The organism is Pseudomonadota bacterium (assembly GCA_039196715.1).
In the GTDB taxonomy this organism is placed as follows: Bacteria; Pseudomonadota; Gammaproteobacteria; order CALCKW01; family CALCKW01; genus CALCKW01.
In genome coordinates this window covers 20718-36916 of record JBCCUP010000045.1, presented here as the reverse complement: position 1 = coordinate 36916, position 16199 = coordinate 20718, and the positions used below count along the sequence as shown (strand labels likewise).

The following is a 16199-nucleotide window of genomic DNA, read 5'->3' as shown; positions in this document are numbered from 1 at the left end:
CGTAGCCCGGGATGCGCATGGCGCGCTCCCACCGGTTCATGCCGAGCACCAGAAGACCGACGAGGAAAATGAACGAGAAGAACAACAGCAGCATGGTCGGGTACTGTGCGCTCGGGTAATCGCTCCAGATGCTCACGCACTGGTAGAGCAACTCCGGCACCGCAATCGCAATTGCCTGTGTGGTGGTCTTCACGAGGTTGACCAGGTTGTTGTTGAGCGCCGGCAGCGACACGCGGAAGGCCAGCGGCAGGACGATGTCGGTGTAGGTCTGAAAATGCGAAAAGCCGAGCGCGCTCGCCGCCTCCTGGGTCGACTCGGGCACCGCCTCGATACCCGCGCGGAAGATCTCGACGTTGAAGGCGCCGGCGAAGAACGAGAGCGAGATGATCGCCCAGCCCGTGCTCGAGATCAGCGGCACCTGGGTCCATCCGTCGGGGCCAGTGACTGCGGGCGTGAACTGGCCGAGCGCGAAGTAGAAGAACAAGAGCTGCACGAAGGGCGGCGTGTTGCGGAAGAACTGGATGTAGCCCTGCACAAAGCGCCGCACCCAGACCGACGGCGAGCTCTGCAACCAGGCGCCGAGCACGCCAATGACCACCGAGAAAAGCACACAGGCGACCGACAACACCACGGTGTACTGAAAGCCCTTGACGATGCGGGCCCACTGCCGCGGCTCGTAGAAGAAGATGAAATTCCAGCGCGGGTGATCGTCAGCGAGCTGCCGGAAAAACTCGGTGAACAGTTCTAGCATGGCGCGACCACCGGGCGGGCGTGGGAGGAGAGCTGGGGGGTGCCAGAGGCGGCGAACCGCCTCTGGCGTTCACACCGGACTTACTTGCCCGCGAGCCAGTCGCCGTAGGCGGCATTCTTGTCCGCGAGGTACGCGGTGGCCTGGATGCCCCACTTCTTCTCGAGCTCGATGAGCTGACCGGACTGGTGCATGTTGAAGGTCAGGCCCGACATGAAGTGGCCAAACACGCAATCCTTCTCCGCGAGCGGCACAGCCAGGCCCCAGGGGTTGTCGTCTTCGGAGTTCAACGGCATTTCAAACTCGTCGAACTCACCGGATGACAAGTCCGAACCGATCGAGGAATCGTCGTACACCCAAGCCACGCACTTGCGGTCGCGCAGCGCCTGCTTGGCCTCAGCGTTGCCCTGGAAGGCGACAATGTCGACGCCGTAGCGCTCGGTGACAACCTCGTTGTAGAACGCGCCCTGCTTGCCGCAGACCGGCTTGCCGCGCAGGTCTTCCCAGTTGGTGAAGCTGAGAGCCTTGGGTGCCATGATGTTGGTGCCGGAGGTGTAGTAGTTCGGCTGGGTGATGCCGACGATCTCGCGGCGGTCGGCGCGGTCGGACATGGTGGCGATCATCATGTCGATCTTGCCCTGCTCGAGGAACTGCATGCGGTTCGACGACTGCACGGCGACGGTTTCGAGCTTGACGCCCATCGCGTCGGCCGCGGCCTGGGCGATGTCGATCTCCATGCCGATGATGCTGCCGTCGGTGTCACGGTAACCCCAGGGCTTGTAATCGGCCTTGACGCCGACAACGACAGTGCCGCGTTCCATGACCTTGTTCCACACGTCGTTGGTGCAGGCGGCAAAGGTGGCGGTGGACAGCGACGCGAGCGCGGTGGTGGTGAGCGCCTTGAGCGCGAGGGTTTTCATATTCAACGCGGTATCTCCGTATTCTCGTGTGGTGTGTCGTGGCCCAGTGCGCGGTGCGCCGGACCCGGTCGACTCTTACCGTACCACGTTCTTCCGGTGGATTTGCCCCTGCCAGGGCGCTGACGGCGCTGCTGCGATCAGTCACCGCGTGGGTGTGACGATACGGTGCACGGGCGCACCCGCACCCGTGCGGGTGCACTGGTGCGGGGTGCGTTGTGTGGCTGTGTTGCACGATTGCAGCACCGGCTGGCGGGCGCCGACTGGAATGGTGGGCACCGTGCGGGTTAGGCTGATCATCGGCCCTTGCGGCCCTCTTCGCACCGTGATGCAAGGTTGGAGCGCGTGAACTTGACCGAACGCGAATCGCGGTTGATCTTCTCGATCATGCGCGACCTCAGCGGCGACTTCGAGCACGCCGAGGTGCGACAGCGCGTGGGCCAAAAACTGCTCGAGCTCCTGAACGCCGACCACTTTGCCTCCTACGTCTGGGACGACGCCAGCCAGACCTTTGTCTCGTGCGTCCAGCTCAACATGACCGACGACAACCTGCGGCAGTACGAGCGTTATTTCCAGTTCCGGGACCCGATCACGCCAACTTTGCAACGTCGGCGCAAGGCGACGCCGGTCAGCGACGTGATGCGCCACGACGAGTTGGTGCGCACGGAGTTCTTCAACGACTTTTTAAAGAAAGACGGCCTCTGCTACGGCCTGAATTTCTTCGCCTACGACCGTGGCGACAACATCGGCGACCTGCGCATCTGGCGCGGCGCGAACCGAGACGACTTCAGCCAGCGGGACGCGCACATCGTCGACGCGATCGGGCCGAGTTTCGTCAACGCGTTGGTGCGCGCGAGTCGCGACCAGACGGCGCCGGCGTCGCGGCGGTTCTGCGAGATGGCGGATGAGTTCGGCCTGACGCGCCGTGAGGCGGAGGTGGCCGACCTGCTGGTGGTCGGCCTCGCGGACGACGAGATCTGCGTCAAGCTGTGCTTCTCGAAGCCGACGTTGCGCTCGCACATCACCGCCATTTTTCGCAAGACCGGTCTCAACCGCCGGTCGCAACTCGCCCACCACCTGGCCGAGAAAAACCATCATTTCTGATGATGGTCCCGCGGCGGACGGTCGCCGTACGCTGGCTTCACGCTCGCACGGGACCACGGCATGGGACAGGATCAGGCTGACTGGGACGCGGTTGCCACCCTGGCCGCCTTCGCAAGCGGGACACTCTCACCGGCCGACTACGTCGACGGCATTGCCGCGCGGATAGACGCGCACGCCGCGCTCAACGCGATTGCGAGCTTTGACGCAGCGCACGTTCGCGCCGAGGCGACGGCGGCGCGCGCGGCCGCACCGGCTGCGCCTCTCGCGGGCCTGCCGCTGGTCGTCAAGGACAACATCAACACCCGCACCTACCCCACCACGGCGGGCACCGGTGCGCTGGCCGGTCACACGCCCGCGACTGACGCGCCGGTGGTGACGCGCGTGCTGGCGTCGGGCGGGGTGGTCGGTGCCAAAGCCAACCTGCACGAATTGGCGTTCGGCATCACCTCCAACAACGCGGTCACTGGCGCCGTGCGCAACCCGCACGACCCGTCGCTGATCGCGGGGGGGTCCTCGGGCGGCACCGCCGCGGCCATCGCGGGTGGCGTGTTTGCGGCCGGGCTCGGCACCGACACCGGCGGGTCCCTTCGCGTGCCCGCGTCACTCTGCGGCATTGTCGGCTTCCGCCCGAGCACCGGGCGCTACCCCTCGGGCGGTGTGGTGCCGATCACCCACACGCGCGACGTGGCGGGCCCCATGGCGCGCTCGGTGCGTGACATCGATTTGCTCGACGGTGTGTTGAGCGGCGAGGCCACGCCAGTTGCCTCCCTGGCAGCCGCGCAGCTCACGCTCGGGGTACCGCGCGCGGTCTTCTACGACAACCTCGACCCGCACACGGCGTCGGTGATCGAGGCGCAGCTCTCGCGCCTGGCCACGGCCGGCGTGCGGCTGGTTGAGGTGTCGCTCGACGCCATCTGGCCGCACAACGCGGCGATCGGCTTCCCGGTGTCGCTCTACGAAGTCATGCGCGACTTGCCGGACTACCTCGCCGAGCACGCGCCGCACGTGAGTTTCGAGGCGCTTGTCGCCGGCATCGGTTCGCCGGACGTCGCGGCGGTGGTGGCGAGCCAACGCGGGGACGAAGCCATCCCCGAGGCGGTCTACCGTGCCGCGCTCGAAGTGCACCAACCGGCGCTGCGGGCGGCGTATGCCGGGGTCTTCGCCGCACACGCATTGGACGCGCTGGTGTTCCCGACCACACCGCTGCCCGCGCGCCCGGTCGGTCAGGACGAGACCGTCGACCTCAACGGCGTCGCGGTGCCGACCTTCACCACCTACATCCGCAACACCGACGTCGCCCCCAACCTCGGCGCCCCGGCCATCTCGTTGCCGTGCCCGACCGGCGATGCGCTGCCCGTGGGCCTCGAACTCGATGGCCTGCCCGGCGCCGACCGCGCGTTGCTCGCCGCGGCGTTGACCGTCGAGCGGGTGCTTGCGGGCTGAAGCCCGCCCTGACTCAACTGGAGAAAAAACCATGCGATTGAACAAGCCTACGCTGCTCGCAGCCCTTGTCTGCAGCGCCCTGACACTGAGCGCCCAGGCGGCGGTGAAAGTGGGCGTGCTGGTGCCCGATTCTGGCCCGGCCGGGTTGTTTGGACCCTCCACGCGCAACGCGGCCACGCTTGCCGCGGAACAAATCAACGCGGCCGGCGGCATCAACGGCGAACCGGTGGAGCTGGTCTTTGCCGATGTCGGCGTGCCGCCCGCCGAGGCGGCCCAGGCCGCGCTTCGGCTCTGGAAGGGTCAGGGTGTGGAGGCCTTTGTCGGCATGCACGATTCGGCCGTACGTGAGGCGCTGGTCGGGCGATTCCGCGGCCAGGTGCCCTACGTCTACACGCCGGTCTACGAGGGCGGTGCGTGTGCACCGGGCTTGTATGTGACCGGGGAGACGCCGAGCCAGCAGCTCGAACCGGTGATACCGCACCTCATGGCAACCGAATCCGTGTCGCGGTGGTACCTGATTGGGCACGACTACAATTGGCCGCGCGACACCAACGCGCGGGCGAAGCAGTACATCGCCGACGCCGGTGGCGAGGTGGTCGGCGAGGAGTACGTGCCCTTCTCCGTCTCGGCCTTCGACGCCTCGTTGGAGCGCATCCGCCAGAGTAGCGCCGACGGGGTGCTGATCACGCTCGTGGGCGGCGGCTCGGTCGGGTTCAATGTGGCTTTTGCGGGCTTCGGCCTCGACAAGCAGGCGATCCGGCTCGGCACCCTGATCGAAGAGAACACGCTGGCAGGCATCGGGCCGCCGAACGCGAACCGGCTCTTTTCCACGGCCGGGTACTTTGCGGCGGTGGAGTCTGACGCGGCGGTGGCGTTCTCGCGCGCTTACCACGATGCCTTCGGCGAGGGTGCGGCTGCGCTCAACGGCCTCGGGCAATCGGCCTACGAGGGCCTGATGCTGTTGTCGGCACTCGCAACGTCGGCGGGCAGCTTCGAGGTGGCCGCGATGGACGCCGCGGCCGAGGGGCTGAGCTGGTCGACGCCGCGCGGGGACAACACCCTGGTCGGTCGCCACATGGCGCAGACCATCTATCTGGCCGATGGCACCGGCGGGGCATTCGATATCGTCTCGGCGTTTGAGGGCATTGCCTCGCGCGACGCCTGCGACCGCTGAGCCAACGCCCGTGTCCGCCGTCCTCGTGCTCAATGTGCTCTGGCAGGTGGGGGTGCTCGCCGCGGTGGCGCTCGGCCTCGCGGTGGTCTTCGGTCAGTTGCGCATCATGAACATGGCGCACGGTGAGTTCGTGATGATCGGCGCCTACGCGCCGGTGATCACCGCCGCGGCCGGGCTGCCGGCCTGGTGTCAGCTGCCGGTCTGCCTCGCCTCGGTGGCGGTGGTGGCGCTGGTGCTCGAGCGCACGGTGGTGCGGCATTTTTACGGCCGGCTGTTCGACAGCCTGCTCGCCACCTGGGGCGTGTCAATCGTGTTGCGCGAAGGGGTGGCGCTGGTGTTCGGGCGTGGCTACCAATCGGTGCCGCTGCCGATCGGCGGCACGGTGTCGGTGTTCGGCGCCGACTATCCCGCGTACCGTTTGGCGGCGTTGGCCGCGGTTGGCTTTTTCTTCGTCGGCTTCGCCGTGTGGATGGTGCGCTCGCCGGTGGCGATGCACCTTCGCGCAATGGTGGAAAATCCCGACCTCGCGCGTGGGATCGGGCTCGACACCGACCGACTGGCGTGCAACGCCTTCGTGTTCGGCTGCTGCACGGCCGGCCTGGCCGGGCTGATGCTGGCACCGACGGTGCCGGTCGAACCCCTGATGGGGCTGGATTACCTGATCCGGGCGTTTTTCGCCCTCGTGATCGGCGGGCTCGGTTCGCTCGAGGGGCTGGCCGTCGGGGCAACCGTGATTGCCGGCACGCAGTCGGTGGTCGGCGGGGTGTTCGACCAGACCGCGGGCTACTTTGTCGTGCTCGGTCTCTCTGTCTATTTTCTCTGGTGGCGACCCGATGGTCTCTGTGCTCCTGGCCGTCGGCGCGCTCGCCGCCGCGCTGCTCGCCGTTCCTGAACTCTTCGGCGATTTCACCGCGTACCAGGTTGGCTTGTTCCTGATCTACGGGATCGCCGCGCAGGGGATCGGCTTTGTCTGGGGGCGGGCAGGTGTGCTACCGCTCGGGCAGGCGCTTTTCTTCGGTGTGGGCGCCTACGTGGCCGCGGGACTGTTGCGCGCCGAGGCACCGGTGCCGGTGCAGGTGGGCGTGCTGCTCGCCACGGTTGCAGCCCTGGCACTCGCGGCGTACGCGCTTGCGGCGCTGGTGTTCCGGGGCCGCAGTGACAGTGGCCCGTATTTTTCCCTGATGACTCTCGCCCTGGTGCTGGCGGTCGAGCAGTGGGCCGGCACCGCGACTGCCCTGACCGGTGGCTTCAACGGCCTCGCCGGCTTTGACGCAGTCGGTGGGCTCGACCCCTTCTCGGAGTTGTATTATCTGATTGCGGGGGTGAGTGTGTTTGTGACCGCGCTGTTCCTGTGGCTCGAGCGCCTGCCGCTCGCGGTGCTGGTGCGGGCGGTGGCCGACAACGAACCGCGTCTGCAGCTGCTCGGTGTGGCGACCCACCGCGTCAAAGGCTTGGCCTTCGGCGTGTCAGCCGCCGTCGCCATGATCGCCGGCATGCTGTTCGCCTCGCACCAAGGCATCGTCACGCCGACGGCGACGGGCTTTGCGCTCTCGGCCGAGTTCGTGATCTTCGCGGCGATCGGCGGCCGCTTCCACGTGCTCGGGCCGGTGCTCGGTGCGGTGGTGGTGGGTGTGGCCACCACCGAATTGCGCGACCGCATTGCGGTGACCGAGATGGCGATGGCGGTGCTGTTCATCCTGGTGGTGATTCGCGCTCCGGGCGGGTTGGCCGAGGGCGTCGCGTGGCTCTCCAGGCGGTGGGCTTGGGTCTCGTCGTCGGTGCCCGATGTGCCTGACCCCGTGCAACCCCCACCGCGGCGCGGTGACCCTTGCCCGGCCGCGTTGCAGCTCGCGTCGGTGGACGTTGAGGTCGGGTCGGTGCGCATCCTCGACGGCGCGGCATTCGAGACGCCGGCATCCGGTGTGGTCTGTCTGATCGGGCCCAACGGGGCCGGCAAGACCAGCGTGTTGAACACCGTCACCGGCCTGCTGTCGCTGGCGCAGGGGACCATCCACCTCGGCGCTGAGCGGGTCGACAGCCAGCCACCGTACGCTGCCCTGGCGCACGGGATCGGCCGAAAGCTGCAAGTCCCGTCGGTGTTCGACAGCCTGTCCGTGCGGGCGAACTGCGCGCTCGGTGCCATGGTGGGCCGGGTGCGTTGGCACGACTGGCTGCGGACCACGCCGTTGCGCTGGCAATCGCCGGCGCAGGCTGCGGTGCTGCGTCACCCGGACGTGCCGCTGTCCGGGGTGCTGGACACCCCGGCCGGTGCGTTGCCGCAAGGGCACCGGCAGTTTCTCGAGCTCGCCGTTGCGCTCGCGGCGGAGCCGCGTGTGGTACTGCTCGACGAGCCCTGCGCCGGCCTGTCGCCGGCCGAGACCGCCGTGATGACCCAGCTTATCCGCGACGACCAGCGCGCACGCAATGCTTTGGTTGTGGTGGTCGAGCACGACATGAGCCTGGTCGAGGCGATCGCCGACTCCGTCGTGGTGCTGCACCAAGGCCGCACGCTCGCCGAAGGCAGCTACGACACGGTTCGGCGCTTGCCCGCGGTGCAGGCGGTGTACGCGGGGGCACGCAAGTGACGCGCGGTCTGGTGTTGGAGACGGTCTGTGGCGGCTATGGCGACACGCGGGTGGTACACGGGATGTCCGGTGGCGTCGCGCCCGGCGAGGTGCTCGGCGTGCTTGGCCGCAACGGCGCTGGCAAGACCACGCTGGCGCGTCTGGCGTCGGGTGCGCTGCCACTGCAGGCGGGCTCGGTGCGGCTCGACGGGCGCGATCTCGGCCGCGACCCCGCCCATGTGCGGCGGCGGGCGGGTCTCGGCCACATGCCGCAAACCGGCTTCGTGTTCGACAGCCTCAGTGTCGGCGACAACCTGGCGATCGCGACGACACGGGGTGCGCCAGACGCTGTGCTGGACTGTTTCCCGGTGCTGCGTGAACGCGGGGCGCAACCGGCGGGCACGCTGTCGGGGGGTGAGCGCAAACTGCTCGGCTTTGCGCGGACAATACTCGAAGACACCGCGGTGGTGGTGCTCGACGAACCCTCGGAGGGGGTGCAGCCTGAGAACATCGAGCGCATGGCCGCGTGCCTTCGGGCGCGTGCTGCCGAGGGTGCAGCCGTGCTGTTGCTCGAGCAGAACGTGGCCTTCCTGCACGCCGTCGCCGACCGCTATCTCGTCGTCGAAACCGGTCGGGTGGCTGATGAGGGCGCGGTCGCGGATGAAAGCCTCGACAGCCTGCGTGCGCGGGTCACGCTTTAGCGCGCAGAACCTGGCTCACTACGGGTCGTACTCCGAGAAATCCACGCCGCGGGCGATCGCGTAGTCCTGCATTGAGCGAATGGTGTCGCCGGCGCCGATCAGGTGATCTCCGACGGAGCGCAGCAAGCTCGTCGCGACACGCACGTCGCTCTCGATCACAGACAGCAGGTCCTGCGCACTCAGGCGCAGGAACACGCAGTCTTCCATCGCCTTGAGGTAGAGCGTACGGCGTTTGCCCAGAATGACCGAGAGGTCGCCGACCAAGCGACCCGAGGTGACTTCGGTGACCAGGTAATCTTCGTCTCCGTCTTCCACCGGCCAGTACATGCCGGCGCGCCCGTCAACGCAGAGGTAGGCCGCATCGGGCTCTTCATCGGTCGCGAAAATCACCTGGCCGGATTCGGCCTTGTACCAGCGCGCGCTGAAGGCCAGCAACCGCTGGTGTTTGCGCTCGAGGCCCTGGAACAGGTCGGTCTGGGCAATGACCTTCAGTTTGCGGTTGAGGTCAGCCTGGGCCGATTGCGAGGCGGGCGCCTCGGCCTGCACCAGGCCGTCGATCCGGCCGTCGACGATCTCGACGTAGACGTCGTAGTTCTCGGGGTTGTTGATCTGCTTCTCGATGAAGATCTTGGTCGCCTCCGGCATCAGGTCGCTGATGCGCGAGCGCATCTCGGCACGGGCGGTGGCGTCGTGGCTCGCAAGGGCGTTACCGAGGATCAGCACGTCGGGTTTCTTGATGCCGGCGCGGCTGAACGCCACGCGCTCGCGGAACACCGCCGGCAGGTTGTCACCGCCGGTCGCGGTTTCGACGTCGAAGATCGACTGCGCCGCGAGGCGACGCAGGCCATTCTCGTTGAGCACCGCGACGACCGTGTCCTCGACAATCTTCTCGCGCGCGCCGGCCATCTGCGAGACGGTGCCGAAGATCGCGTTGCCGAGCAGGGTCATGACCGGCAGGTAGCGCTCGGGGTTGAAGGTCTCGAACTGGCCGTTGAGCGCGGCGACCATGTGGGCGGCGTTGCGCTTGCGGATGTCGAGCAGCCGTTCGATGAACGCCTCGTCCACGGCCGGCCCGATCTGGTCGGCCGAAAAGGCGAACGGCACGGTCAGCATCAACGCGTACTGTTCGACGCTGAGGCTGGCTTCGCCGCCCTGCTTGTAGTCCATGACAATGGCACCGAGCTCGCTGTAGAGCTCGAGGTCCATGTTCAACCGCTGGAACATCGGGTGGTCGGTGCCGTCCTTGCCAAAGGTGGTCATCAGGCCCTCGAGCAGCTGGGCGGCGAGCTTGGCCAGCTCGTCGGTGACACCCTCCTCGCGGAGCATGCGCACGAAGTTCTTGTCTTCGGCGAGTTCGCGCTGCGTCAGCGGGTGGTCGGGCAGGGCGTAGAGCAGGTTGCTGCCCAGCGGCGTGACGGGGTTGAACTTGTCGGGGTGAAATTCGTGCACGATGTCGCTGACACCCGCGTCCGCAAGGCGCTGCCGGATTTCGGGGCGCAGGCGGATGATCTCCTCGATCAGCCGGCCGTGGGTTGCCGGGTTCAGCCAGGACCGCAGCGCGCGACGCACCATGAACTCGTCGATGCCCATCGCCTGGACGAGCTGAAACCACCACGCTTTGATCTCGTCGACGACGCGAGGCCGGCGACACTGGGGTCGACCCACTGTGCGTCGAGCGGGTCGGTGCTGTTGCCCGCCCGGCGGGCTTCGCCCTGGAAGCGATCCACGTCGGTGGATTCAGCGTCACGTGCGACGGGCTTGCGTTTGAATGGCAACAGCAGGTTGGCACCGAGGGTGCCTTGCAGCAGCTCGGGGCTGGAGTGGGCGTAGCCGACGCGTTGTGCGATGTTGGACTGGTGCAGCGTGTTGAGGTTGTGCCCGGCGATCGTGACCGACCCGGCCTGCGGCACCACTTCGCGGGTCAGGAGGTCGGCGAAGGCGCGCGCGGTGATTTCGCTGCCGGTCTTGACCGCGACGCGGGCGCCTTGCGGGATGTCCAGTGTGATGTCCTCGAGGACGGGCTGCCCGTGCTCGTCCCGGACCGTGACAGCGTCTATTCGGATGTCGCCGCGCAAGCTCACCACCTCGTCCGGTTCGCCGTCGAACAAACTGTCGTCCACGAGCGTATCGGGCGCAAAGCGCTCGAGCACGACGGTCCAGCGCAAGGCCATGTCCTGGGCGCGGTTGTAGAAACTGAGCAACTCGCGCCAGGGTGAGGACAGGTCCTTGTAGGCGGCGAGCGCCGCCACCAGCGCGCCCACGGTGATCTCGCCGGTGATCGCGAGGTAGCCGCCGACCGAGTAGAAAAAGAACGGCGTGAGCTGGTTGATGAAGTTGTTCAGAAACTTCATGAAGAACTTCTTCTGGTAGATCTCGAAGCGGATCTCGAACAGGCGACCGAGCCGGTCGGAGAACTGCGCCATGCGGTAGCGCAGCCCGCCGTTGGTGCGGATGTCGCTGACTGCGGCGGCGGTCTCGCCGATGTCGGTTGAAAAGTTGCGCACTTCCTTGATGCGCGCCTTGTTGAGCAGGTTGATCTGGCGCTGCAGTTTCGGGATCAACCAGGCCTGCAGCGGGATCAGCGCGATCGAGGCAAGGCCGAACCAGACGCTTTGCGCAAACAGGAAGGTGAGGATGGTCAGCATCTGGCCAGCCTGGAACACCGGTTGCGCGAGCATGTCGCCCATCAACCCGCCCATCGGTTCGGCTTCGGAGGTGACCATTGACACCAACTCGCCCTGGCTGGTCTGGCGAAAGTACGGCCGTGGGAAGCGGGTGATGCGGGTCAGCAACTGGTAGCGGAAGCGGCGCAGCAGGCGCTCGGCCAGCACCCCTTTCATGGTGTTGAGGCGCATCTTCAGCAGGCCGTTGGCGAGCACCGCCAGCAGAAAGCCGACGCACAGCACCAGCAGGAACTCGATCTGTGTGAGTGTCACGCCGAGGACGGTGACGGCCTCCTGCGCGTCGCCGATCGCGTCGTTGATGATGCGCTTTGGCAGCTCGAGCGACACGTAGAGGATCGGGAATGTGGCCACCGTGACCAGCAAGAGCACGATCTGCTCTTTTTTCGAGTGGGTCCAGATGTACCGAAAGAGGCTTTTTTCCATCAGAGGATGTTCCGGCTCCGAGGCGGGTCACGGGATCGGTGCAACCCGTAAGGTGAGGTTAGCGCTTTTGCCTGCCGGCTGAATCGTCGGTTGGCTCTGCGGGCTGCACACCGTAGGGCGGCGGCGCTGTGGCGCCCACGGTGCAGCATCGGCTGACGGTGAGACACACACTACGGCCGAATCAACGTAATTCAAGGGGGGCGCGCAGAGGCGTGCGGTCTGTGGCGCCGCACACCGTTGGGCGTCTGTCCCTGGAGCACAGCCACAGGCCATCTGAGGTGTGATCACACACCCCCAAGCTGACTCCCGCGCCAAAAAAAACATTAAGCCCGAGCAGTGTGTAGGAACCGATGAACACACGCAGGTCCGTGTCTGGTCACTGAATTGCACTTGAGAGTGGGGGTGCGCGGTACGGCGCGGGCGACTGATGCGGGTGCTCAGGTGGAACCCCGAGGTGCGGTTCGATCAGCTCGAAGCGTGTTTGGCGCACCGTGTGTCTGTCCATCGGGCTAGTCGCACACTGCTATGACGGGCGGCCCCGGCTGCTCGCTCCAGCCACAGGACGGCTCGGAATGATCCAACAGGGAAGGTGTTTGACGTGAAGATTTCTCACAGGTTGGCTGTGCTGACAGCGACAGCCGCCGTGGCGCTGGTGACCGTAGGCGGTCTTGGCGTGTACCAGGTGCAATCGATTCAGGCGAAGCTCGACGGCGTGACCTCCACCGCCTTGCCGATCAAGGACAGCCTGGTTGAGCTGAGCCAGATGGACGACGCACTGGTCACGGCCATGTTGGACCTGTCGCGCAGCCGCTCACAGGGCGATTTCCAGGCGCGCAGCCAGCGCGTGGACAGCCTGCTCAACAATCTGACTGCCTACGACAGGGCGTTTTCGGCTGAGTACGACCGGGAAGCGTACGATTTTTCGGAGTTTCAGAGCGCCAGGCAGGAACTCGGCAACCGTGTCGCCAGCCGTCTGGAGCTCACCGAGCTTTATCGGCAGGAGACACTGCAAGTCGGCGTCTACATCGCTCAGGTAGAAGACGCGGTGAGCGATGTGCTGTCCGGTATCGACGGGATCAACCGAACAGCCAATGTCGAGGCCGATCGCAACCGCGGCATCGTTGCCAACGCCGGCGCGACACAGCGTGAGGCGAGGCAGATCATCGCGATACTGAACGACCTCCGTGTCGCCCTGTACCGTGCTGACGCCGTGCGCACGCCGGCGACACTGTCGTCGGTTGAAGACGCCTTGAACTCGGCATTCGATGGTTTTTCATGGCCTGGTGCAGAAGGGGCGGCGTCACCCGGGCTGAATGAACTCGCAGAGCGCCTGTTGGCGTTGCGCGATGTACTGGTGTCCGACACGACTGGGTTGGTCTCTGCACGCGCGCAGTTACTGCGCAACACGGCGGGCAGTCTGTCGGCGTACCGGGCGCTCAGAGACACGGCTGAAGCTGACCTCATGAGCCTGCTGGCGTTGACTCGGGAGGCCGTTGAAACAGCCGACCTCGAGATTCTCGTTGCACAAAGCTGGGTCGACAAGTCACTCGAACTGGTGTCCAGTCCCGACGGCATATCGAAGGCTGGCAAGGCACTCATCAGCAGCGTGAAGGACATGCGCTTGCAGGTTGACCGACTCGCGAGCTCGGGGGACCGCGAAGAACTGGAGGCCAATCAGCAGCTGGGGCTGAAGAAACTGACGGCGTTGCGAAACTCGGCTGCGGGCATGCACGATCAGCTCTCGTCGCGTGACAACGCGGACGTCAAAGCGTCTGCCGAACGTGTCAACACCTTGCTCGGGTCGCTTGAGTCGTCGATCAACACCGTGGTCCAGGCAAAGCGCGAACTGATGGTCAATGAGACCGCGCTCGCGGCTGTGATGCAGGGTGTGCGGTCGACCGAGGCGCAGCGAGACACGATTTCGCGGCATGAAATTGTTGCTATCGACGACCAGCTGTCGACGCTCACGGCGGAAATCGATCAACAAGGGGACCGTTCGAGCCTGCTCATCGTGCTGATTTCCGTCGTCGGTGCAATCGTGTCGGTCCTGGTGAGCATCTTCATCGTGCGGAGCATCCTCAACCGGGTGCGCTCGGCCGTCGAGGTTGCAGCCTCGGTGGCCACCGGCAACTTGCGTTATGCCGCGCCGCGTGGCCAGAAGGGCCGCGACGACGAGATTGCACAGATCGAGAACGCCATGTCGGACATGATCAAGACGCTCGCGGGGTCGGTGACCCACATCCGCGAGGCGGCGTCGTCGGTCAGCGACGAGGTGACCGGCATCAACCGCGGCAACACCGAACTCAACCGCCGCACCGACGAGCAATCGAAGGAACTCAAGTCCGCCCGGTCGTCCTCGAGCAAGATCAACGAGCTGTTGCTCGCCGGCGCCGAATCGCTCAAGGAAGCCAGCGGCATGTCCAAGGAGGCGAACAACGCCGCCGTGCAGGGACAACAGCTGATGCGCGACGCCATGGCGACGATGAAAAACATCGAGCAGAAAGCCAACGACATCAACCAGATCACCGAGATCATCAACAGCATTGCGTTTCAGACCAACCTGTTGGCGATCAACGCCGCGGTCGAGGCCTCGCGGGCGGGTGTCGCCGGGCAGGGCTTTGCGGTCGTTGCCACCGAGGTGCGGGAGCTTGCGCAGAAGAGCAAGGATTCCGCGCACGACATCCGCCACATCATCGACTCCACGGTGACGGAGGTGGCAAACGGGTCCGAGCAGGTGAACCAGGCGGCCGGCCACATGCAGTCGACCTCGGGGCTCATCAGTGATGTCGCCGCTCACATCGAGAATCTGGTCGACACCGCGGACGTGCAAGTGGAGGCCATCGCCGACATCGAGCACACGGTGAAGAACCTCTCGGCGATGAACACCGACAACGTCGCGCTTGCGGTGAAGACCTCGGAGGCCGCCAACGACCTGCGTGGCCAGGCGGTGCTGTTGCAAAACACCGTTTCCGCCTTTCAGCTGCCCGACGAGGACGCGGACGAGCCGGACGCGTCCACCGCCAGGCGCAGCGACGACAGCGTCTAGGACGCCCACTGCCTGCGGGTGTTCAGACACGCGGTCTGACACCCTGTCTCGTTGCGTGGTTCCCGCGCAAATGACGGCGTCTTCTCCACCCCCACAGGCCTCTGCAGCGGGCCCCGGTCGGCACCAGAACCCCACCCGGAATTGATGGTAAGCTCGGGCGTTGCTGACGCGCGCCCTGGGCTTTCCACCGTGCGCACGTCATCGGCAAGACCTGAAAATAACCGCGCGGTGTCGGGCGGGCCCTGTTGGGCTTTGCCGCGGGCGCGGACCAAAGGAGGAAGCATGTTCACATCCACTCTCAGCCGGTCTGTACTCGGCGGTGCTGCACTTGCAGCTCTGACAGCCACCAGCGCCAGCGCGGCCGACGTGACCCTGAAACTGCACCAGTTTCTGCCGTCGCAAGCCAATGTGCCCAAACTGATACTCGATGTCTGGGCGGACAAGGTCGAGGAAAGCTCGGGCGGCAAGCTCAAGATCGACCGCTTTCCGACCATGCAACTCGGCGGTCGCCCGCCGGAACTCATGGACCGCGTGATCGACGGCGTCGACGACATCGTCTGGACCGTGGTTGGCTACACGCCCGGCCGCTTCCCGTCCACCGAGGTGTTCGAGTTGCCATTCATGGTCAGTGACGCACGCGCGGCCTCGTGTGCGTACTGGAAGATGTACGAGACCCACATGGCCGACGGCGAATTCAAGGACGTCAAGATCCTTGGCACCTGGGTGCACGGCCCGGGCATGTTCCACACGATGGACCCGGTGGAAACCCCCGCGGACCTCGAGGGCATGAAGATCCGCGGCGGTTCACGCCTGGTGAACGAGCTGCTCAAGGCCACGGGCGCCACTCCGGTCGGCATGCCTGTGCCCGCGGTGCCCGAAGCCCTGTCCAAGGGCGTGATCGACGGCACGACCATCCCGTGGGAAGTGACGCCCGCGCTGAAGGTGCCTGACCTCGTTGAGAACCACACCGAGTTCGAGGGCAACGCGCTCTACACGCTGACTTTCGTCCTGGCGATGAACAAGGCGAAGTACGACGGGCTCTCCGACGAGCTCAAGGCCGCCATCGACGCCAACTCGGGCCTGAACCTCTCGATCTTCGCCGGCGGCACGCAGGCGGACGCCGATGGCCCCGCGCGCGAAGTGGCCGTGGAGAACGGCAACAACATCATCACCGTGTCCGACACCAGCGAATGGCAGTCGGTGGCGGCACCGATCTACGACACCTGGGTTGCCGACCTCGGCAGCAAGGGCATGGACGGCCAGGCGTTGATCGACGAGGCCAAGGCCCTGATGGGCGGCGACTGCATGGGTGCCACGGCCTCGATGTGATCGTGACGCTGTGAGCACATGGCGCGGGTTGCGGGTGACGCGCCGTCACCCGTGGCCGCGGGAAGC

12 protein-coding genes are annotated in these 16199 nt (G+C 66.0%); 8 read left to right on the top strand and 4 right to left on the bottom strand.

Annotated features, from left to right (window positions below; translation table 11 throughout):
• The coding region (locus AAGA11_15060) for an amino acid ABC transporter permease (protein ID MEM9604185.1) at window positions 1–751 on the bottom strand (751 nt) is incomplete at its 3' end.
• A gap of 80 nt (window positions 752–831) precedes the next feature.
• Window positions 832–1668, bottom strand: coding sequence for a transporter substrate-binding domain-containing protein (locus AAGA11_15055; protein ID MEM9604184.1), 837 nt, complete (start codon window positions 1666–1668; stop codon window positions 832–834).
• Window positions 1669–2010: 342 nt separating this feature from the next.
• Between AAGA11_15055 and AAGA11_15050 the strand changes: the two genes are divergently transcribed.
• Genes AAGA11_15050 through AAGA11_15025 form a run of 6 tightly spaced genes read left to right on the top strand, consistent with a single transcriptional unit; the run spans window position 2011 to window position 8651 of the window.
• Window positions 2011–2769: a helix-turn-helix transcriptional regulator gene (locus tag AAGA11_15050; protein ID MEM9604183.1), complete on the top strand. Its 759-nt coding sequence runs from the start codon at window positions 2011–2013 to the stop codon at window positions 2767–2769.
• 60 nt (window positions 2770–2829) lie between these two features.
• A complete protein-coding gene (gene iaaH / locus AAGA11_15045; GenBank protein MEM9604182.1) occupies window positions 2830–4212 on the top strand; it encodes an indoleacetamide hydrolase in 1383 nt (460 codons plus the stop codon).
• 31 nt (window positions 4213–4243) lie between these two features.
• Window positions 4244–5386, top strand: a complete 1143-nt coding sequence (locus AAGA11_15040) for a substrate-binding domain-containing protein (protein MEM9604181.1) — start codon at window positions 4244–4246, stop codon at window positions 5384–5386.
• A gap of 10 nt (window positions 5387–5396) precedes the next feature.
• Complete coding sequence (locus AAGA11_15035) at window positions 5397–6278, top strand: branched-chain amino acid ABC transporter permease (protein MEM9604180.1); 882 nt, start codon at window positions 5397–5399, stop codon at window positions 6276–6278.
• Window positions 6220–7971 carry an ATP-binding cassette domain-containing protein gene (locus tag AAGA11_15030; GenBank protein MEM9604179.1) on the top strand — a complete coding sequence of 584 codons (1752 nt, stop codon included), beginning with the start codon at window positions 6220–6222 and terminating at the stop codon, window positions 7969–7971. The genes AAGA11_15035 and AAGA11_15030 overlap by 59 nt, the downstream gene beginning before the upstream one ends.
• A complete protein-coding gene (locus AAGA11_15025) occupies window positions 7968–8651 on the top strand; it encodes an ATP-binding cassette domain-containing protein (GenBank protein MEM9604178.1) in 684 nt (227 codons plus the stop codon). The genes AAGA11_15030 and AAGA11_15025 overlap by 4 nt, the downstream gene beginning before the upstream one ends.
• Before the next feature lie 18 nt (window positions 8652–8669).
• On the opposite strand, the gene AAGA11_15020 is transcribed toward AAGA11_15025, so the two are convergent.
• Together AAGA11_15020 and AAGA11_15015 are read right to left on the bottom strand one after the other, a co-directional pair.
• Window positions 8670–10241 (bottom strand): cyclic nucleotide-binding domain-containing protein, encoded by a 1572-nt coding sequence (locus AAGA11_15020; protein MEM9604177.1) that lies wholly within the window; start codon window positions 10239–10241, stop codon window positions 8670–8672.
• The gene (locus AAGA11_15015; protein ID MEM9604176.1) at window positions 10193–11758 is read right to left on the bottom strand and encodes an ABC transporter transmembrane domain-containing protein; all 1566 of its coding nucleotides are present in this window, start codon (window positions 11756–11758) and stop codon (window positions 10193–10195) included. Before AAGA11_15015 ends, AAGA11_15020 begins: the two co-directional genes overlap by 49 nt.
• A gap of 598 nt (window positions 11759–12356) precedes the next feature.
• On the opposite strand from AAGA11_15015, the gene AAGA11_15010 reads away from it, so the two are divergent.
• Together AAGA11_15010 and AAGA11_15005 are read left to right on the top strand one after the other, a co-directional pair.
• Complete coding sequence (locus tag AAGA11_15010) at window positions 12357–14804, top strand: methyl-accepting chemotaxis protein (protein MEM9604175.1); 2448 nt, start codon at window positions 12357–12359, stop codon at window positions 14802–14804.
• Between the two features lie 282 nt (window positions 14805–15086).
• Entirely contained in the window at window positions 15087–16133 is a 1047-nt protein-coding gene (locus AAGA11_15005; GenBank protein MEM9604174.1) for a TRAP transporter substrate-binding protein, read from the top strand.
• Window positions 16134–16199: the final 66 nt, after the last annotated feature.